Annotated in this window: 16 protein-coding genes; 7 read left to right on the top strand and 9 right to left on the bottom strand. The window is 35.1% G+C overall.

Annotated features, from left to right (window positions below; all coding sequences use genetic code 11):
• Positions 1-23: 23 nt before the first annotated feature.
• Positions 24-1,535, top strand: coding sequence for an NAD(P)H-hydrate dehydratase (locus tag L3049_RS07645; RefSeq protein ID WP_275109213.1), 1,512 nt, complete (start codon positions 24-26; stop codon positions 1,533-1,535).
• A gap of 77 nt (positions 1,536-1,612) precedes the next feature.
• Positions 1,613-2,755: a DUF4831 family protein gene (locus tag L3049_RS07640; protein WP_275109212.1), complete on the top strand. Its 1,143-nt coding sequence runs from the start codon at positions 1,613-1,615 to the stop codon at positions 2,753-2,755.
• 70 nt (positions 2,756-2,825) lie between these two features.
• On the opposite strand, the gene L3049_RS07635 is transcribed toward L3049_RS07640, so the two are convergent.
• The 6 genes from L3049_RS07635 to L3049_RS07610 all read right to left on the bottom strand — a co-directional run bounded on the left by L3049_RS07635 (position 2,826) and on the right by L3049_RS07610 (position 10,862).
• On the bottom strand, positions 2,826-4,097 hold the full coding sequence (locus tag L3049_RS07635; protein WP_275109211.1) for an adenylosuccinate synthase: 1,272 nt from the start codon (positions 4,095-4,097) through the stop codon (positions 2,826-2,828).
• Between the two features lie 243 nt (positions 4,098-4,340).
• Complete coding sequence (locus tag L3049_RS07630; RefSeq protein WP_125029697.1) at positions 4,341-4,796, bottom strand: Fur family transcriptional regulator; 456 nt, start codon at positions 4,794-4,796, stop codon at positions 4,341-4,343.
• 100 nt (positions 4,797-4,896) lie between these two features.
• Positions 4,897-7,137: a RelA/SpoT family protein gene (locus L3049_RS07625; RefSeq protein ID WP_275109210.1), complete on the bottom strand. Its 2,241-nt coding sequence runs from the start codon at positions 7,135-7,137 to the stop codon at positions 4,897-4,899.
• A 181-nt stretch (positions 7,138-7,318) separates the two neighbouring features.
• Positions 7,319-8,635 (bottom strand): M16 family metallopeptidase, encoded by a 1,317-nt coding sequence (locus L3049_RS07620; RefSeq protein WP_275109209.1) that lies wholly within the window; start codon positions 8,633-8,635, stop codon positions 7,319-7,321.
• Between the two features lie 2 nt (positions 8,636-8,637).
• Positions 8,638-9,876, bottom strand: coding sequence for a M16 family metallopeptidase (locus L3049_RS07615; RefSeq protein ID WP_275109208.1), 1,239 nt, complete (start codon positions 9,874-9,876; stop codon positions 8,638-8,640).
• 32 nt (positions 9,877-9,908) lie between these two features.
• Positions 9,909-10,862, bottom strand: a complete 954-nt coding sequence (locus tag L3049_RS07610; RefSeq protein ID WP_275109207.1) for an NAD(P)H-dependent flavin oxidoreductase — start codon at positions 10,860-10,862, stop codon at positions 9,909-9,911.
• A 368-nt stretch (positions 10,863-11,230) separates the two neighbouring features.
• Here L3049_RS07610 and L3049_RS07605 point away from each other — a divergent pair, with 368 nt between their 5' ends.
• The 3 genes from L3049_RS07605 (at position 11,231) to L3049_RS07595 (ending at position 17,045) form a co-directional block, all read left to right on the top strand.
• Entirely contained in the window at positions 11,231-13,006 is a 1,776-nt protein-coding gene (locus L3049_RS07605; RefSeq protein WP_275109206.1) for a chloride channel protein, read from the top strand.
• A 377-nt stretch (positions 13,007-13,383) separates the two neighbouring features.
• The gene (locus L3049_RS07600; RefSeq protein WP_275109205.1) at positions 13,384-15,117 is read left to right on the top strand and encodes a chloride channel protein; all 1,734 of its coding nucleotides are present in this window, start codon (positions 13,384-13,386) and stop codon (positions 15,115-15,117) included.
• 152 nt (positions 15,118-15,269) lie between these two features.
• Entirely contained in the window at positions 15,270-17,045 is a 1,776-nt protein-coding gene (locus L3049_RS07595) for a chloride channel protein (RefSeq protein ID WP_275109204.1), read from the top strand.
• Positions 17,046-17,052: 7 nt separating this feature from the next.
• On the opposite strand, the gene L3049_RS07590 is transcribed toward L3049_RS07595, so the two are convergent.
• From L3049_RS07590 to L3049_RS07580, 3 genes are all read right to left on the bottom strand, one after another.
• A complete protein-coding gene (locus tag L3049_RS07590) occupies positions 17,053-17,649 on the bottom strand; it encodes a hypothetical protein (protein ID WP_275109203.1) in 597 nt (198 codons plus the stop codon).
• A gap of 129 nt (positions 17,650-17,778) precedes the next feature.
• Complete coding sequence (locus L3049_RS07585) at positions 17,779-18,285, bottom strand: hypothetical protein (protein WP_275109202.1); 507 nt, start codon at positions 18,283-18,285, stop codon at positions 17,779-17,781.
• 32 nt (positions 18,286-18,317) lie between these two features.
• The gene (locus tag L3049_RS07580) at positions 18,318-18,800 is read right to left on the bottom strand and encodes a hypothetical protein (RefSeq protein WP_275109201.1); all 483 of its coding nucleotides are present in this window, start codon (positions 18,798-18,800) and stop codon (positions 18,318-18,320) included.
• Positions 18,801-19,245: 445 nt separating this feature from the next.
• Between L3049_RS07580 and glyA the strand changes: the two genes are divergently transcribed.
• Positions 19,246-20,526 carry a serine hydroxymethyltransferase gene (glyA, locus tag L3049_RS07575; protein WP_275109200.1) on the top strand — a complete coding sequence of 427 codons (1,281 nt, stop codon included), beginning with the start codon at positions 19,246-19,248 and terminating at the stop codon, positions 20,524-20,526.
• Between the two features lie 163 nt (positions 20,527-20,689).
• Complete coding sequence (locus L3049_RS07570; RefSeq protein WP_275109199.1) at positions 20,690-21,460, top strand: sulfite exporter TauE/SafE family protein; 771 nt, start codon at positions 20,690-20,692, stop codon at positions 21,458-21,460.
• Positions 21,461-21,572 lie beyond the last annotated feature (112 nt).

The raw sequence follows: 21,572 nt of genomic DNA, 5'->3' as shown, positions 1-21,572 counted from the left end.
TCAAAATTTAAAACTTAATTGATATGAAAGTATTCTCGGCCGAACAAATTTCAAAAATTGATACATTCACTATAGAACACGAGCCAATTGCTTCTATTGATTTAATGGAAAGAGCTTCATCTAAAATTTATAATTGGATCGTTGGGAAATTTCCTTCTCCTCAGAATTGCAAGATATTTATTGGACCTGGGAATAATGGAGGAGATGGTTTGGCTGTAGCTCGAATGCTTGCTGAGAAGAACTACTCTGTAGAAGTATTTCTGCTAAAAATAAGTGATAAAATAGCTTCAGATGCTCAGGTAAACTTGAGCCGAATTCAAAACAAAAAGAACCTGGATATTTATGAGCTTACCTCCATTGATAATATGCCTTGGTTGTTTCCAGATGACATCGTAATTGATGCTGTCTTTGGGTCAGGTTTGTCAAGACCATTAAGTGGATTGGCTCTTGAAATCGTGAATGCTATAAATGCTAGCGAGGCCAATGTTGTTTCTATCGATGTGCCATCAGGATTGATGTGTGAAGATAATTCTACGAACAATACGAGAGGAATTGTTCAAGCAGATTACACCTTAAGTTTTCAGTTTCCTAAATTGGCTTTTCTATTTCCTGAAAATGCTAAATATGTAGGCGAATGGGAAGTACTTCCAATCGACTTGCATCAAGAAATTATAAAATCAGAATTGACCCCTTATAAAATACTAAATAGAGAATTTGTAAAATCTCTTTTAATGCCAAGAAAGAAGTTCGATCACAAAGGAACTTATGGGCATGGTTTACTAATTAGTGGTAGTTATGGCAAAATGGGCGCAGCTATTTTGGCATCTCGCGCTAGTTTGCGTTCGGGAATAGGTTTGCTGACTTCTCATATTCCACGTTTGGGTTATCAAATAATGCAAACTGCAGTGCCTGAAACCATGGTTAGTATCGATCGATCGGATATTATTTTTACTGAATTCCCAAATTTAGATCAATTTAAGGCAATAGCTATTGGTCCTGGAATTGATAAAAAACAGAATTCCTACAAGGCAATGATCGATTTGCTAAAAGAGGTGAAAGTACCGATGGTCTTGGATGCAGATGCGATCAATATTATTGGTGAACATCCTGAGTTAAAAGATGACTTGCCAATGGGCTGTGTATTTACGCCTCATATGAAAGAATTTGAACGTTTGGTCGGAAAATCAAAGGATAGTTATACAAGAAACTGTATGCAAAGAGAATTTGCTAAAGAACATCAGCTTACATTGGTTTTAAAAGGAGCTTACACTGCAATTTGTTGTCCGGAAGGAAGTTGTTATTTTAATCCGACAGGAAATCCTGGAATGGCAACCGCAGGAAGTGGTGATGTACTAACTGGAATAATATTATCTTTGTTATCGCAAGGGTATTCTTCCCATGTGGCAGCAATAATAGGAGTGTATTTACATGGTTTAGCTGGCGATTTGGCATCTGTTGATCTTGGAATTGAAGCGCTTACAGCAAGTGATATTATCGACTATTTGCCAAAAGCATGGTTAAAACTAAAAAAATGATTACTCCAGCATAATTAAGCTAGGTCGTCTAGCGTTACTAATAATAGCGAATTCAAAAATAAAAAATATAGATTGTAATGAGCCGAATGATATTTAGAACCTCAATGGTATTTCTTACCATTATCTGCTTGCAATGGAATGTTAGTGCGCAAAAAAGAAGAACACTTGAAACTCCAAGTACAGTAATTTATGCTTTACCGCAAACAGTTATAAAGCTTGATGTAACAGCTGAGAAAACAATTTTGAAACGAGGACCTTTTGCCGAATATGCTAACAAATACCTCGGTATTACAGATGTTGTGTCAGCAAATGGAGTAGAGTGGAAATTGAAAACAATTAATGCTTCTTCGGTAGGAGAGGTTGATCCAGAACAATACCATAAATTAACCACTTCGGTTGATTATGAACCAAGTTTAATTGCTTTGAGCCCAACTGGCCTGATAAAAGGTTTTAATTTGAAGAAAAGCCAGATTATCGATGAGGATAAAGAGTTACTATTTACTTCTGTAGAGGATGTTGATATTGAGTATGGAAAATTCTCTATCGATCCAATAATAAAGTATAGAGAAGATACGATTTATAAGGTAGTTGAAACAGATACGGCTTTTATTAAAATACCTGTTCTTGAAAAGCAGGCCTTAACCAAGTCGTTAGAAGAAAAGGCCGAAGAAGCTGCTCATGAGATTTTTAAATTACGCAAAAGAAGATTTAAGATTTTAACTGCGAATTTTGAGGTTTTACCTCCAGATGGAAAAGCTTACGAAGTAATTGTAAGAGAACTTAGAAAGTTAGAAGATGAGTATTTATCTCTTTTTATAGGTAAGAAAGTAAGTTCTCTTCGGAATTTTCATTTTTCTTATACACCCAATAAAGGAGAAAACGGAGGTGTCGTTTTTAGAATGTCGCCACAAATGGGACCAGTTGGTGTGAACGATTTGGGAGGCAAACCAATTCGTATTGATTTTAAAAATTTAGAAAGCACTAGAGAATTAGCAATTATTCCAACAGCAGGTATCGCTCCACAAAAGCTAATTTCTTATCGTATTCCTGGTATAGCAGATGTTTCTATTTCTAATGGAAAACGAGTTTTGTATAAAGATAGAATACCAGTGGCTCAATTCGGTAAAATTGCAAATTTGCCAGCAGAGGTTTTGTTGAATGAAAATTACAGTATTGAGTTTTATCCTGATTTAGGATCCATTAAAAATGTGAGTAAATAAAAGATTACAAATTATAAAGCATAAAAAAATCCCGCCTTGAGCGGGATTTCTTTCTTATATAAGAACTTGATTAATCAAGCATTCTTTCAATAGTTTGAGAACGATTGGGTCCAACTGAAACAACAGTAATTGAAACACCGGTTGCTTTCTCGATGAAATCAACATATGCATTGAAATCTGCAGGGAATTCATTTTCACTCGACATAGCTGTCATATCAGTTTTCCAACCTTTAAATTCAGTGTATACAGGCTCGATATCTTCAGTCATTTCATAAGGAACATAGTCGATTTCTTTGCCATCAAGCTTGTAACCAGTACAAATTTTGATTGTGTCAAATCCATCTAACACATCCGATTTCATCATAGTTAATTGAGTTACCCCATTAATCATGATTGAATATTTAAGAGATACAAGGTCTAACCAGCCACAACGTCTCTCACGACCAGTTGTAGAACCGAACTCATTCCCTTTAACTCTCAGCTCTGTTCCATCAGCATCGAAAAGTTCAGTTGGGAATGGTCCCATACCAACACGAGTACAATATGCTTTGAAGATTCCGATAACTTCGCCAATTCTGTTTGGAGCAATACCTAATCCAGTACAAGCCCCTGCACAAACTGTGTTTGATGAAGTCACAAATGGATATGAACCAAAATCAATATCAAGAAGTGTACCTTGAGCACCTTCAGCAAGAATTGATTTGCCATTCTTCATGCTATCATTTAAGAATTGCTCACTATCGATAAGTTGGAATTCTTGTAGAAGTTTGATGCCTTCGAACCATTCTGCCTCGTACTCTGACAAATCGTATTCGAAAGAAAAGTACTTATCAAGCATTTCGCCATGCTTCTTAACCAAGGCTTTATATTTTTCATCGAAATTAGTAAGAGTATCACCTACTCTTAAACCATTACGACCCGTTTTATCCATATAAGTTGGACCAATACCTTTAAGAGTAGATCCAATTTTAGATTTTCCTTTTGCAGCTTCAGAGGCGGCATCTAAAATACGGTGTGATGGTAAAATTAAGTGTGCCTTTTTTGAGATGAAAAGATTCTGACTTAAATCAATACCAATAGCTTTGATTCCTTCAATTTCCTTTTTGAAAATAACAGGGTCAATTACGACACCATTACCAATAACGTTTAATTTATCATCACGGAAAATTCCAGAAGGAATTGTATGTAAAACGTGCTTGATTTGATTAAACTCAAGTGTATGGCCTGCGTTTGGTCCACCTTGGAATCGAGTTATAATATCGTACTTTGGAGTAAGTACATCTACAATTTTGCCTTTTCCTTCATCTCCCCACTGGAGGCCTAAAAGTACATCAACTTTCATAGGGTAATAATTTGATATTAAATCTTACAAGTATAATATCCGTTCCACATTCGAAGTGTTTGGACTTGCTAAAATGGTTCGGTTTGCGGTTAAAGCTTGAGGATGGTTACAAGTTTTAACAGTCAAAGGTAATAATTATTTTCATTTAGCGAAGGTTAAAATGGGGCTTGTTAATAAGTCGCTAAAGAGCACAAAAAAACCTCTTGTTTAAAGAGGTTTTGATCAATATCTATTGTTAATATCTTAGTTGTCTTTCTTTCTACACTCTTGACAGGTACCATAAATGTATAAAGAATGGTGTGAGACCAAGAAGTCCATATCGTCAGAGACGTTATTTCTAACATCTTCCAATCGTGTATCACAAAATTCTAACACTTTACCACATTTAGTGCAAATTAGATGATCGTGCTTATTGCTATCATATGCTTTCTCGAATTGAGCAATGTTTTTTCCAAACTGATGCTTAATTACAAGTTTGCAATCTAAAAGAAGATCGATGGTATTGTAGAGTGTCGCTCTACTAACACGATAGTTCTTGTTCTTCATAAAAATATAAAGCGATTCAATGTCGAAGTGACCTTCACGCGAATATATTTCGTCAAGTATGGCATATCTTTCAGGTGTTTTTCTGTGTCCCTTTTTTTGAAGGTAGTCAGTAAACATCTTTTTTACAATTTCTTTCGTGTCTTCGCTAATCATACTCTTAAAGCTATATTACTATCTAATCTAATTTTAAATAACGGGACTAAAATAGTGTTTTTTTTTGATTACTTCCAAGACTGGAAGCAAAAAAAACGTATTAACTGTATTCTTCTATGTTCTCGATTCGTCTAACATTGTCGAGACCTTTAATTTTTATCAGCTTTTTCATTAGATTGTTTAGGTCCTCTGTATTATGCACATAGAGGTGTATTAAACCTTCGAATACGCCATCGTGACTTTCAAAATGCACGGATCTCATGTTTACATGATGATCTTTTGAGATGACAGAAGTGATATCGTTTACAATTCCTATCTTATCAATCCCATTTAGTTCAATAATGGCAAGAAATGACATTAATCGATGACTTGTCCAGTTGGCTTCTAATATTCTGTCACCTTGACTCGACATTAATTTAAGCGCATTGGGACACTTACGTTTGTGAATCGTTACGTTATTTGCCATATCAACATAACCGAGAACATCGTCACCAGGAATAGGCTTGCAACATGGAGCTATTCGATAGCTTTCATTTGCGGCCAATTCATTAAGCATTAGTGTTTTCTTTTTATCTACTTCGGGCTTTGAAGTTGCTGTTTCAAGAATTTCTTCTTCTTCCTCTTTAGAATCTCCAAAGAGTTGAAGTTTCCAATACTTTATAAATTTATTCTTCGATTTTTTCTTGACAATATCCTCAATTTCATCAAGCTTGATTTTTTCCAAACCAATCTTGTAGTATAATTCTTCTTTATTTGACAGTTTATAGTGCTCAAGCATTTTGCGATATGCTTTTGCATTTAATTTTAGTCCTGAATCTACTAGTTTATCTTCAAGTACTCTGGCTCCTTTAATCGTATATTCTTTTCGCTCCTTTTTAAAAGCTGATTTAATTTTCGATTTGGCTTTTGCAGTAACAACATACTCCAACCATTCAGATTTTGGTTTTTGTTTATCCGAAGTTAAAATTTCAACCTGATCACCACTTCGTAATATGTAATTAAGAGGAACTAATTTATGATTCACCTTAGCTCCAATGCATTGATTACCAATGTCAGTGTGGATTTCGTAAGCAAAATCGAGTGCACTTGCGTGCTTGGGTAATGTTTTGATTAATCCTTTAGGGGTGAAAACCTGTATCTCCTGAGAGAATAAATTCAATCGGAATTCGTCAAGAAAAGCTAAGGCATCCGATTCCGGATTTTCTAATATTTCACGAACATCCTTAAGCCATTTGTCAAGCTCTGATTCACCAGAACCATCACTGTATTTTGAATGTACAGCAAAACCTTTTTCTGCAATGTCATCCATTCGGTCTGTTCTAATCTGGAATTCAACCCAATTACCTTGTGGTCCCATTGCCGTTACGTGAAGAGCTTCATAACCATTTGCCTTAGGTGTACTCATCCAATCACGGATTCGTTCAGGCTTTGGCTTGTATATATCTGTAATCAGAGAATAAATATTCCAACATTGGTTTTTTTCAGGAATTCCTTTTTCAGGCTCAAATACCACACGTACCGAAATCATATCGTAAATTTCCTCGATACTTGTGTTTTGAGTTTGTATTTTATTCCAAATCGAAAATATGGAACGAGGACGGTTCTTAATAGAACATTTTATATTGCCTTCCTTTAATTTTTCTTTAAGAGGAGCAATAATTCGTTTGATGATTTTTTCCTGTCTCTCTTCTTGTTCTGTTATTTTTTCAGAGATGAGCTTAAAGTCATCGGGATGTTCGTATTTTAAACTTAAATCTTCAAGCTCCGATTTGATCGCATACAAACCCATTCGAAGTGCTAAGGGAGCAAATAAAAATAAAGTTTCACCGGCAATTTTCATTTGTTTACGCAAAGGCATAGAACTTAAGGTTCGCATATTGTGTAAACGATCAGCAATTTTAAGAATGATAACACGTATGTCGTCGGAAAGAGTTAACAACATCTTTCTAAAATTCTCAGCTTGCATGGATGTTTGCTGGTTAAAAGCTCCGGATATTTTTGTCAATCCATCTACAATGGCAGCTACTTTATCTCCAAAATGATGAGCAATATCTTCAACGGTATACTCGGTATCTTCAACAACATCGTGCAATAAAGCAGAAACGATTGATTTTGTTCCAAGTCCAATTTCTTTTGCTGCAATTTCGGCAACTTCAATGGGGTGTATTATATAAGGTTCTCCAGATTTACGGCGTACGCCTCTATGTGCATCCCAGGCAAAATGGAATGCCTTTTCTATAAGTTGTTTACTTTCTGCTCCACGACTTCTTTTACAATGCTTTATAAGTTCTTCGTAGGCATCAAGTATTAATTTTTTATCATTTTCGGTCTCTCCACTCATAAAAACCTATTTCTTCTAGTTGTTTGTTGTGTCGCTTAAATGTAGCGAAATCTAATAATTATTTAATACTTAATTAAAGACTTATTTGCCTTTTTTTGTATGAAAACCTACAAATTTTAACGATTTACAGGCTTTAACCCATCATTTATCGCCAAGTTTATCCTGTTTAGTAAAAAAGAATTTATTTGCGATCTATTATTGCTTCCTCACACTCTTTAGGACCACTAACAATTAAATAAAGATCTTCGGTTTGCAGATATTTATTGGCTAAGTCTTTTATTTCTGAAGCCTTAACTGCTTTTAAATCTTTTATGAATTGAATGTAATAGGTGTTGTCCAAGCCGAATGGTAAGTTTCCTTTTAGACTATCCGATAAGGCAAAAGGACTATCTAAGTTTCGAAGCATTTCACCAGAAATATAATTCTTCACCAAAGTCAATTCTTCTTCAGAAACCAATTCTTCTCTTAGTCGAGCGATTTCTTTGAAAATTTCAGAAATGGCAGGCTTACAAACTTCAGATCCAACTTCAGTTACTATAGTTAAATGACCTGCAGTAAGGTGTGAAATCATTATGGAGTTGATCCCATATGTATAGCCTTTGTCTTCTCTGATGTTTTGCATTAATCGGGAGCCAAAATAGCCACCTAAAATAAGATTAAGTAACTGCATTCCTGTATAGTCAGGATGGCTTTTTGTGAATAGTTTTCGTCCAATTCGAATTGTTGATTGAACAGCATCATCTTTGCAAACAAAGGCAGATTTCTGCTCTGATTCCTTTATTTCATAATTGAAAAGATCAGATTTGTTTTCTTGTGGCCATTTGTTAGCACCAAATAAGTCTTCAATTTGATTTAAGACTGCTTCATCAACTTTACCCGCAACAATGATATGACAATTGCTTGCTGTGTATTGTTTTTTGTGAAAGTTCTTAACATCATCAATGCAAATAGTATCAAACTCGCTTATTGAAAAGGTATTGGTATAAGGATGTTCTTTACCGTAAATCAATTCGTTAAACTTTTCCTTTGCTAAAACATTTGTTTTCTGATGTTCAATTTGGAATTGCTGTTTTTTATTGGTCAATATGGTATTGAACTCCTTTTCTGGAAAAATAGAATTCTTAATAAGATCTTCCGTTACTTTAAGGGTTTCAGATAGATGCTTCTTTAAGGAATACAAGCTAACACTCGCATCATGTTTGGCGGTAGAAAAACCAATGTAAGCACCTAGGAAATCGAATTTTTCCGCAATTTCTGATGCATTTAAAGAACTCGTTCCTTCATTCATCATTGTGTTTGCAAGAGTTGCAACAAGAGGTTTATCTTGTTGCCATATTCCAGCATCAAAAACAAATTCAATTTTTACTACTTCCTGACTTCCACCATCAATTATATGAACAGGGATGTTGTTGCTCAGGATATGTTTCTTTGATGGCAATATTTCAATGCTATCAATCGTCTTGAATTCCGGAGCTATATTTCGGTATATATTTTCCATTCCTATTTTTTAGAGTGATAGTATAATGTTGAGCAATTTTCTTTTCTAAAGATTTCTGCCGATTTATTTAAAATATCCTCAGTATTCACTTTCTGATATTTTTCTACTTCCTTATTAATGTCATTGGCATCACCCAATAGTTCGTGAGTTGCCAAATTCATAGCTTTGTTTAAGAAGCTAATTTCAGAGAAAACCAGTGATGATTCAATCTTGTTTTTCACCTTCTGTAACTCATATTCATCAACCTTTTGGCTTGCTATTTTATTCAGCTCTTCCCAAATAGCATCCTCAGCAACTTTCATATCCACTCCTTCAATCAATTTTCCTGAAATGAGAAATAAACCAGGTTCAAATTCTCCAGTAAGGTATGCGTCAATAGAAGAAAATAGGTTTTTTTCCTTAACTAATGATTGAAAGATTCTTGACGATTGTCCATTCGATAAGACATCAGAGACCAAATCCACAATGTAGAAGTCTTCATCCATTCTTTTTCCCATATGGAATGCCATATAAATAGCATCGTAAGGTACATCTCTTTCGAGATGTAATGAACGAAATTCAGTTTGTTTGGGTTCAGCAGGTAGTTTGCGTTCAGGTATTTCTCTGCGTTCTATTGGACCAAACCATTTTTCGGCAAGACGTTTGACTTCTTCAGTCTCAGCATTTCCCGAAACAACTAGTACAGCATTGTTTGGTGCATAATGGTGAAAGAAAAAATTCTTTACATCTTGCAACTGCGCATCTTCAATATGCTCAAGGCATTTCCCAATAGTAGACCATTGGTATGGGTGTTTTTTATAAGCCAGAGGTCTCAAATGTAACCAAACATCACCATAAGGTTGATTGAAATAATGCTGTTTGAATTCTTCTACAACTACTGCTTTTTGTACTTCCAAGCTCTTTTCTGTAAAAGCTAAACTTAGCATTCTGTCAGATTCAAGCCAAAAACCTGTTTCAAGATTTTCTTTAGGAACCGTTAGGTAGTAGTTTGTAACATCGTTATTGGTCCAGGCATTATTGTCGCCACCTACTTTTTGAAGAGGCTCGTCGTAATTTGGGATATTAACTGATCCACCAAACATAAGGTGCTCGAAAAGGTGAGCAAAGCCAGTTTGCTCAGGATCTTCATCTTTGGCACCAATATTATATAGTATGTTAACAGCAGCCATTGGTGTGGTTTCATCGCGATGGACAATAACCCGCAAGCCATTCTTTAGTGTAAATTTGTCAAATTCGATCATAATTCTCTTTGTGTGATTTTGAATGGCAAGTTTTAAAACTGATATTTTGACGACTGCAATTGAGTCAAGGCTTCTTTGTACTCTGTATTAATTTCGTTGAAGATCTCCGATACAGGCTGAATTTTGCTTATTAAAGCTGAAACTTGGCCAATTTCTAATTCACCTTCTTCAAGATCACCTTCGAACATGCCTATTTTAGAGCGACCTTTTCCTAGCAATTCTCTCATTTCTTCGGGAGAAGCACCTCGACACTCAGCTTCATTAACTTGTTCGAAGAAGTTGTTTTTGATCAATCGGGTAGGAGCCAGTTTTTTCAAGGCAAGTTTTGTTCCACCTTCTCCTAATTTTACAATTGCTTCTTTAAAATTGATATGTGAAGAAGATTCTTCTGAAGCAGCAAATCGAGTTCCTATTTGAACGCCATCGGCACCTAAACTAAGAGCTGCCAGTATACTTTTACCGCATCCAATTCCGCCAGCTGCAATTAAAGGAAGGCTTGTTGCTTTTCTTACATTTGGAATTAAGGCAAGAGTCGTTGTTTCTTCACGACCGTTATGACCTCCAGCTTCGAAACCTTCTGCAACTATAGCATCAACGCCGGCATCTTCACATTTTTTTGCAAAAAATGCGCTAGAAACAACATGTACCACAGTAATACCATGTTTTTTTAAGAACGGAGTCCATTTTTTAGGGCTTCCAGCAGATGTAAAAACAATTTTAATACCTTCTTTGACGATAATATCCATGATTTTATCCATTTCCGGATAAAGTAAAGGTACGTTAACCCCGAATGGTTTATTGCACGCAGTTTTGGCTTTTTGAATATGTTCCTGAAAAGTATCTGGATGCATTGATCCAGCTCCAATTAAACCTAAACCGCCAGAATTACTTACAGCTGTAGCAAGTTTCCATCCAGAGCACCATACCATTCCACCTTGAATAATAGGTTTTTCGATTCCAAAAAGTTGAGTAATTCTATTTATCATATTTTATTGAATCAATTGTCTTTCAACCAAAAAAGACACAAGAACAAAGATTGTATGCTTGTGTCTTAAAGGATAATTTCTATGCTGCAAATTTAGAAAAATTCTTGATAAGAATAAGATCTGGAAGTATGATTTTAAGCATGTGCAAAATCCAAAGAAAAAATTATCCAGACAGAGGGAGAGAGCACAATACTCTTTAGAATTAATATATATATGAAAATATATCAAAATATTGCTTTCTTTTGGATAATGCTCCTTGTATCTTAAAGAAGATATTCTTTATTTTAGGCTCCAATAAAAATTAGGGGTTAACCTTTATCAATCAGTAAGTTTTGGGTTTGCTAGATTGATGATATTTAGATATAAGAGTGAAGAAAAAATCATTATTAGCCCGCTTTCTTATTTGGCGATTGAAGCATGTAAACGATCGCCAGTTTATATCATTTTTAGGTATTCTTATTGGAATTACCTCTGGATTGGCAGCTGTTGTCATTAAAAATTCAGTGCATTTCATCAGCTCTTTGTTGCAAGAAACTTCAGAACTTGAGTATGCGAATTTTCTATACATGATTTACCCGGCAATTGGGATTAGTGTTGCCGTTCTTTTTATAAAATATGTAATAAAAAGGCCTGTGAGACATGGAATTCCTAATGTTCTTTACAGTATTTCTAAGACCAATGGGCAAATAAACAGCCACAATATGTTTTCGTCTATTGTTACTTCTGCTTTTACGGTGGGGTTTGGAGGGTCGGTCGGACTGGAGGGGCCAACTGTATCAACAGGTGCAGCCTTAGGATCTAATATCGGGCGACTTTTTCATCTCAATTATAAGCAAACCACTCTACTTCTAGCTTGTGCTTGTTCAGGGGCTATGGCTGCAATTTTTAAGGCTCCCATTGCTGCTATTGTATTTGCCATGGAAGTTATTATGCTTGATCTAACTATGTGGTCACTCGTTCCACTTTTGTTAGCATCGTCTACAGCTGTTATCACATCATATTTCTTTTTGGGAATGGATGTTTTATATCCATTTGAGGTTGATAATGGCTTTGTCATGAAAGATCTGCCATATTATATCGTCTTAGGAATTTTCACAGGACTATTGGCTACATATTTTACCAAGATGTATATGTACATTCATGGTTTGTTCGATAAAATAGATAAACGATATGTGAAGCTTCTTATTGGAGGCTTGTCATTGGGGATGATCATTTTCTTTTTCCCATCTCTCTTTGGAGAAGGTTACCATGCTATAAATGCTAGTTTATCCGGAGATTATTCTTATCTGTTCAATAATTCATTATTCTACGGTTTCAGCGAAAGCTTTTGGATGCTTCTAATTTTATTAGCTCTGGTTATTTTTTTCAAAGTGATTGCGGCTTCTATTACTTTTGGAGCAGGTGGTGTAGGTGGTATTTTTGCTCCAACTCTTTTTATGGGAGTAAATGCCGGTGTTTTGTTTGCAAAGGTTGTTCATTATTTAGGTTTTAGAAATATCGAGGTGAATAACTTTGCTTTGATTGGAATGGCCGGAATGATTGCTGGTGTATTGCATGCTCCACTTACCGGATTATTCCTTATTGCCGATATTTCGGGAGGTTATCAGCTATTTGTACCACTAATGATTACGGCTACTGTTTCTTATGCAACGGTCAAGAGTTTTGAGCCACATTCGGTGTATACAGTTCAGCTTGCCCGTCGTAAGGAACTGATGACTCACGATAAGGATCAGAATGTGCTTTCTTTAATGCGAGTAACACGTTTGATTGAAAAAAATTTTAATACCATCAATTCTGATGCAACTTTAGGTGACCTTGTAAAAGTGATAGCGAAATCGCAACGTAATCTCTTTATTGTTATTGACAAAGAAAATAATTTTGAAGGCATTGTTAAGCTTGATGACATTCGAGAAATCATGTTTCAACCAGAAAAATATGATGTCATGTTTGTGCGAGATTTAATGATTATGCCCTCTGTTGTGATTCAACATGACGAATCGATGGCTGATGTAGCTCGTAAATATCAGTATTCAGATAAATTCAACCTGGTTGTTTTGCAAGATGGCAAATACTTGGGCTGTGTTTCTCGGGCTCAAATCTTCTCCACCTATCGCCGAATGTTAAAGCACTTTTCAGAAGATTAAATTTAAGTGGGTTTATAAAGAAAAAATCCTGTAATACACAACAAACGTTTGCTTTGTTAGTATTGTGAATCAGCAGGTTAGATCTTTATTTGAAAAGTTTTGAAAATTTCTTTTAAAAAGGGTTTTATCTGTTTAATTATCTATTACTTTTGCACTCGATTTGAGAAGGGTTTATGTAAGATTTATTATTAACTGTTCAGAAAATCAAGAGAATACATGATTGTTAAGAAATCGCTAGATTTTGTTATGTACTCTTTATCAAAGGCCGCCTGACTTCTTCAGCCATCCGACCTTTACGCAATTAAATTATAGACGTAAACGTTGAATTTTTTACAATGAAGAACAAAAGTTTGTTGTCCCGATTTCTAATTTGGAGAATGAAGAATATAAAAGAAAGACAATTTGTTCTAATTCTTAGTTTTTTAGTTGGTATTGTAAGTGGGCTGGCAGCTCTCTTGTTAAAAACAACCATTCATCAAACCCATCATTTTCTGACTCATAATCTTCATGTCGATTCAGTGAACCTGTTGTATTTAGCTTATCCTACTGTGGGAATTTTACTTACTGTTTTGTTTGTAAAGTTCTTTGTCAAGGACAAGATAGGACATGGGGTATCGCGAATTTTATATGCCATTTCCCAAAAAAATAGTCAAATAAAATCACACAACAATTATTCATCTATTGTTGCAAGTACATTAACCATTGGTTTTGGTGGGTCGGTAGGAGCTGAGGCACCAGTAGTTTTAACCGGAGCTTCAATTGGATCTAACCTGGGTCGAATGTTTCACCTGAATTACAAAACCATTACTTTGATGGTGGGGTGTGGTGTTGCAGGTGCCATTGGAGGTATATTTAAAGCGCCATTGGCAGGGATGATTTTTACATTAGAGGTTTTGATGTTAGATCTAACAATGGCATCACTGATTCCTCTTTTGATATCTTCTATAACAGGAGCAAGTATAGCTTATTTCTTTATGGGTAAAGGTGTCTTGCTGTCCTATGATGTAACGGCACCATTTGTAATTAATAACATACCTTATTATATAATATTAGGCATATTTGCAGGTTTGGTTTCTCTTTATTTTACTCGTTTTTCCATGTACTTGGAATCCTTGTTTGATTGTGTAAAGAATTCTTATCAAAAAATGCTGATTGGTGGACTTTCATTGGGTGTTTTGATCTTTTTGTTTCCACCACTTTATGGAGAAGGTTACAATACAATTCAAGCTCTTTTAGATGGAAATCATACTCATCTGGTAAACAACAGTATTTTCTATTTCTTAAAAGATAATTATTGGTTGTTGTTAGGATACGTTGTTCTGATACTAGTATTTAAGGTTGTTGCTTCCACAGTTACTACCGGAAGTGGTGGTGTTGGTGGTATTTTTGCGCCATCCTTATTCTTAGGTGGTGTTTCTGGTTTTTTAGTTGCTCGAGTGCTTAATGGTTTCAATTTTGTGAAGTTATCGGAGAGTAATTTTACGTTAATAGGAATGGCAGGTATGATGGCAGGTGTAATGCATGCACCACTAACGGCTATTTTCTTAATTGTTGAAATAACGGGTGGCTATGCCTTATTTATTCCGATCATGATAACGGCAACCATTGCCTATCTAACCATCATGTATTTCGAGCCACATTCTATTTATACAAAGCGTTTGGCAAAAAGAGGTGAGTTAATTACCCACAATAAAGATAAAGCGATTCTCACATTAATGAAATTAGGAAAAGTGATTGAAACTGACCTAAAGAGAGTTGATCCGAATGCAACATTAGGCGAATTGGTTAAGAAAATATCACAATCGCAACGAAATATTTTCCCGGTTGTTGATGAGGATGAGAAATTGTTGGGAATTGTACTTTTAGATGATATCAGAAATATCATGTTTAACCCGGAAATGTACGATGATACTTACGTACATGATTTAATGATTATGCCACCAGCCATATTGGATGCGAATGCGCCAATGGATAAAGTAATGCGAAGATTTGAAGAAACAGGCGCCTGGAACCTTCCGGTTGTTCAGGACGATAAATATTTGGGATTTGTATCAAAAGCAAAGATTTTTAATGTTTACAGAAGAGTCTTGGTACATTATTCCGACGAATAGTAAGTTAGGATTAGTTGTTAGATTTAGTTGAGCTCATTTTGCAATTGCGGAATGAGCTCTTCTTTTTAGAAGAATAATGGCTTAAATAATTCACCAGCAGTTCGTATTTTTCTTCTCGATTTATTAAATTAGGAGTTCACCTATCCTAATAAATGGCAACAAATACTCGATGGCGTCGCTTTCTGATTTGGAGATTGCGCCATATTAATAATCAAACTTTTATTTTAATACTCAGTGCTCTAGTTGGAATTGCATCTGGTATGACAGCACTTGTGCTTAAAACAGCTGTGTATCGAGGTCGTGAATTCCTGTTGGAAGGGATTAATTGGAGTTATCAGAATTATCTGTTTTTTTTATATCCAATGATTGGTGTTGGTTTGACTTTGCTTTTCAAGAAATACATCATTCGTGATTTTATTAAGCACAACATTACTTCTCTGTTGCATGCTATATCAAAGCGAAATAGCATTGTCAAACTGCATAAAACATACTCATCGGTTATAGGTTCAATCATTACAGCTGGGTTTGGAGGAAGTATTGGTTTGGAGTCTCCTATTATTTCGTCCGGAGCTGCAATAGGATCCAATATGGCACGAAACTTTCATCTCAATTATAAAGAAATAACTGTGATGATGGCCTGTGGAGCATCTGGTGCAATTGCGGCAATTTTTAATACGCCAATTGCTGCTATTGTATTTGCATTAGAAGTATTGCTAATTGATTTATCTCGTTTTTCTCTAATACCTCTGTTGATAGCCTCGGTAAGTGGAGCTATTACAACCAAGTTATTTTTGGATGAAGATATTCTGATTGAGTTTGCAATTAATAACCCTTTTGTAATAAAGGATATTCCATTTTTCATTTTGCTGGGTATTCTTTCGGGACTAACATCAGTTTATTTCACGAGGGTGTTTTTATGGATAGAAAATCGCTTTGAAGGGATTAGGTTGTTGCGTAATAGGCTACTCGTGGGTGGTTTGTGTTTGGGAGTTTTAATTTTTTACTTTCCTGCTCTATATGGTGAAGGTTATAACATGGTAAAGGCTTTAATGGTTGGGAATTTGGAAGAAGTTTTCCAATCAAGTTTGTTTGAAAATTCAACAGATGTGTGGTATATGGTTGTTATTTTCATTGGAGCCATGGTTTTTCTAAAGGTGATAGCTACTTCAATTACAATAGGTGCAGGAGGAATTGGAGGAATTTTTGCTCCTTCTGTTTTTACAGGAGCAATGCTAGGTTTTCTTTTTGTGTATGTGTACAATCATTTTCAGTTTGGTCAAGCACTTTCCCCTGGTAATTTTACATTGGTTGGTATGGCTAGTGTACTTGGTGGTGTTTTGCATGCACCATTAACGGGTATTTTTTTGATAGCTGAAATAACAAGTGGTTATGAATTGATTGTGCCATTGATGCTTTCTACGACCATTTCTTTTATCACAGTAAAAAGTTTACAGAAGGAGTCTATTGTAACTGCACAATTGGCTAAAAAAGGTGAGCTTATAACACACAATAAAGATCAGGCAGTGCTACGGTTTATGCAATTATCAAAGGTTGTTGAGACAGATTTAAAAAGCATAAATGAAGATGCAACTCTAGCCGATTTGGTTAAGGTTATTTCTAAATCGAAAAGAAATATTTTTCCGGTTTTGACTGAGGAAGGATTTTTACTGGGTGTTGTTTTGTTGGATGAGGTTCGTGAAATCATGTTTAATGAAGAAATGTACACGACTCCAATTAGTAATCTTATGATTATGCCTCCAGCCTCAATATCTTATGATGATTCTATGGAAGTTGTTCTAAGAAAATTTACTAAAACCGGAGCTTGGAATTTACCTGTAATTGATAATGGCAAGTATATTGGTTTTGTATCCAAATCGAAACTTTTCTCTGCTTATCGTCAACATTTGGTGGAAATTACAGCAGATTAAAAAATGTTTAGATATCAATTGTTCCTGATTTTTTCTTTCTGTTTTGTTGATATATAGAATCTCTCTGCTTGAAATATTTTTTTCGCTGTTTCATAAAGTTTTGTCGAATGGAATCTAGCTTGTGATGCATTTGATTTCTATTTTCATCCTCAAAATTCATGCGATCTTCAAACATCTCTTCGAATTCTTCAAAGAAATTGTCTCTACTTGAATCCCTAGAGAAGAAATCGTTTTGGAAAAATTGTGGTTCGAAGAAATCTCTATTGAAAAAGTCATCCGAAAAGAATGGATGATGAAATGATTTGTAAGCCGAACTATCTCTTTTAAAAAGATGCTCTAAATGCTCTTTCATTTTTTTTCTCATTTCGTGCGAATTAGAAAAGTTGAAAAATGATGAGTCGGGATTAAAATGATAACTGCTATCAGAAGACCAAGAATAGACATAAGTAGAGTCATAACGAATCAGATTCCCATCTTCATCGTATTCTCTTTGTACTTTGATGTTTTTGTTTGGAAGTTTTGTTGTGTCTTGTTTTTGGGTAAATCCTGTAAAGGAAAAGAGTAGGATAAAAACAGACAAGGCCGAATTAATTACAATTTTCATTTGATTGAGGTTTTATATTATCACAATAAAATTACAAAATCGCTTATTTTAATCCGAGTTAAAATATTTTAAAAAGTATTAAAAAAGCCGCCCTGATTGGAGCGGCTTGATTTATATAGCTTGGAAATACTATTCCATTTGTTTAAGATTTATAGCATACATAATTACAAATAAGGCCGTAATTGCTGCTCCAATCATTGTCATATTAAACATTGCATCGAAATCGATAAGAGCTAATGGGACTAGAAGCCAAAAAACATTTGCGGCTGTGTATAAATAAAATCCGTTCTTTTTCAATTTAAACATCATGAATACTCCTAAAAGGCTAAGTATTGCAAATAAACAATTCACTCCTGTTATTAGTTCTAGGTTTTCAGATAATGCCTTTAGTTGGATGATACTATTTTCTGTCATACTGTAAAAGAATCCAGATTCCATTCCTGCTTCCTCCATAGCTTCAAGTCCGTCAGTTGCTTGTTGCATTTTTTCAGGATAAGAATTTTCAAAAGTTACATAGGTATATACAGAGTTTAATAATCCAAAGCCACCACTACCTATAAAAGATAGTATGCAAAGAACAGTTAGAAATGTTGATCTTTTTTTAGGGGCTTCAATAGTTGTTACATTTTCTTCCATAATAGTCTGGTTTTTTAGGGATAATAAATATATTAATTCATTTTTTTTAGGTTAACAGCATAAAGGGCAATAAATAGTATTGCAAAGAAACTCCCAAATAGAATTCCAATATTAGTAAAGAGATTGAAACCAATAAAGGCAGGAGCTACAAATAACAGTAAAACTTGAGCGCTTGCATAGATGTAAAAACCGAGTTTTTTTAATTGAAACATTAATATTGCTCCGGTAAGGCTAGCTGCGTATAGAATAAAATTGGCAAGGGAGATTTCAAAAATATGATCGATTGCTAATTGGGCCATTTCAAAGGCTTGTTCTACAAATTTTTTAACTGGTTCTTCAGGAATGTCCTGCAATGCCATTTCGAAAAATTCGGGTCCTAAAAAACTTTTAATAGGAGACATAACCATTCCCATAAGATTACTAAAGACATTTACACCACTGCCTATAAAAGTAAGTATGCACAAGACGGTTAGTAGAGTTGGTCTTTGTTTAGGTGAAGTTTCAACGATTTCCATATTGGTTTGTTTAGGGTTTATTCTAGACTGAAAATTACAATGTTAAATGTACAATAATTGTATCATCTAATAAAATGAATAAAAGGAATTTAGATTTTTAGTGAATATTGTCGGTTAAGTACTGTTTTTTACATGATGATTGTAGATTTATTCGGATCAAAGAAGCTAAAAACCATGCCTCTGTACCTTGCGATGAAAGGTGGTGTTGCTATTTCCTTACTAAATATTCATTTAAGGGTGAATTAAGAGAGAAATAATTTTTTTAATATGCTGATTTGTCTAATTTTGAACCTGCACTTTTAGGAATATATTTATAATAAATTTTTGTAGTGCATCATCTTTTCAAGGGGGAATAAATACTTTATCAGTAAGGAATTATATTCCTTTTAAACACTAACAAATCATTAAATCATTTCGATTAATTTCGGAAAAAGAAAAAACAACAATGGAAAGAGATACTCTTATTTTCGACCTGATTGGCCAAGAGCACAATCGTCAAAAAGAAGGAATCGAGTTAATCGCTTCAGAGAACTTCGTAAGTGAGCAAGTAATGCAAGCAATGGGTTCATGTTTAACTAACAAGTATGCTGAAGGATATCCTGGTAAGCGTTACTATGGTGGTTGTCAAATTGTTGATCAGACTGAGCAATTGGCAATTGATAGAGCTTGTGAATTATTTGGTGCAGAGTATGCTAACGTTCAGCCTCACTCAGGTGCTCAAGCGAATGCTGCAGTTTTTTACGCTTGCATGAAGCCAGGTGATACTTTCTTGGGATTAGATTTGGCTCACGGTGGTCACCTTTCTCATGGTTCTCCGGTAAACCTTTCTGGTAATCTATATAATCCAGTTGCTTATCACGTAAGTGAGGAAACAGGAATGGTTGATTATGATGAGGTAGAAAAATTGGCTTTAGAAAATAACCCAAAAATGATTGTAGCAGGTGCTTCAGCATATTCTCGTGATTGGGATTTCCCACGTTTACGTGAAATTGCTGATAAAGTAGGTGCTATCTTGATGGCTGATATTGCTCATCCAGCAGGTTTAATTGCTAAAGGATTATTGAGTAATCCAGTTCCTCACTGTCACGTTTGTACTACAACAACACACAAAACTCTTCGTGGACCTCGTGGTGGTTTAATCATCGTAGGAAAAGATTTTGAAAATCCATTTGGTGCTAAAACGCCTAAAGGGGTTACTAAAATGATGTCTGCAGTACTTGATTTTGCTGTATTCCCAGGACAGCAAGGTGGGCCTTTGGAGCATGTTATTGCTGCTAAAGCTGTTGCTTTTGGCGAGGCTTTAACTGATAGCTACAAAGACTATGCAATCCAAATGCAGAAGAATGCTAAGGTTATGGCTGAAGAGTTCATGAAATTGGGTTATAAGGTAATTTCTGATGGTACTGATAACCACTCTATGTTGGTTGATCTTCGTTCTAAGTTCCCTGAGATTACAGGTAAGAAGGTTGAGAATACATTGGTGAAAGCTGATATTACTATCAATAAGAACATGGTTCCATTTGATACGCGTTCTCCATTCTCTACTTCAGGTATTCGTATTGGTACGCCTGCTATCACAACTCGTGGTCTTAAAGAAACTGAAATGCCAGTTATCGTTGCAATGATTGATGAGGTAATCTCTAATATCGACAATGAAGAAGTAATTGCTTCAGTTAGAACTCGCGTAAATGAATTGATGACTGAGCGTCCAATTTTCGCTTACTAATTCAACCTTACAAAATATAGAATTGAAGAGGAGAACTTGGTTCTCCTCTTTTTTTGTGCTCAAAAATATGTTAAGGGAAAAGGTGATGTGTTTTGCATTTTGTTTTTAAACATACTTGGTTACGATTTTTATCCTTAGTTTAATGGCCTAAAAGTGAAAAATTATGGAATGGTATTATTACGTTTTGGTTGTTTTGGTAGGTGTATTTGCAGGGTTTTTGAATACGCTTGCTGGAAGTGGTTCCGTTATTAGTTTAGCGATGTTAATGTTTATGGGCTTACCTGCAAACATTGCTAATGGTACTAATCGTATTGCCATTTTAATGCAGAATATTGTTGGAGTAAGTAGTTTTAAAAAACAAAAGGTTTTTACTTTTAAAGAAGGGATTTGGTTAGCCTTACCAGCAATAGTTGGTTCTGTTATTGGGGCCAGCTTGGCTGTCGAAATAAATGAAGAAATTATGGAGAAGACCATCGGTGGACTTCTTGTATTTCTCTTCTTTATTATTCTTTACAAGCCCGATGCATGGGTAAAAGGCCAGGCAGGTTTGATTCGCTCGAAACCGAGTATTATGCAAGTTGTAATTTTCTTTTTTATTGGATTGTATGGTGGGTTTATTCAAGCAGGAGTTGGATTTTTTCTATTATCAGGATTAGTTCTTGGAGCGGGTTTCGATTTGGTAAAAGCAAATGCGATTAAAGTATTTATTGTGCTTCTTTACACTCCGTTTGCTTTGGGTGTATTTATTATGAATGGACAAATAGATTATAAAATTGGGATTATTCTTGGAGTAGGAAACATGCTTGGCGCTTATATCGCAGCGAATTTTGCAGTTAGTTGGGGTGCAAAATTTGTACGATACATTCTTATGGCTGTTATTGTTTTTGCTTCCCTAAAATTTATAGGTGTTTACGAAATGATTGGTTTGATATAGTTGATTTTCTACTAGCATTTCGGTACTCTGTACCTGAATAATTAACTTTGTGCTAACTGCTAACTGCTAACTGCTAACTGCTAACTGCTAACTGCTAACTGCTAACTGCTAA

The organism is Labilibaculum sp. DW002 (genome assembly GCF_029029525.1).
In the GTDB taxonomy this organism is placed as follows: Bacteria; Bacteroidota; Bacteroidia; order Bacteroidales; family Marinifilaceae; genus Paralabilibaculum; species Paralabilibaculum antarcticum.
The sequence above is the reverse complement of the archived record's forward strand: the minus strand, read 5'-3'. Positions and strand labels throughout refer to the sequence as shown.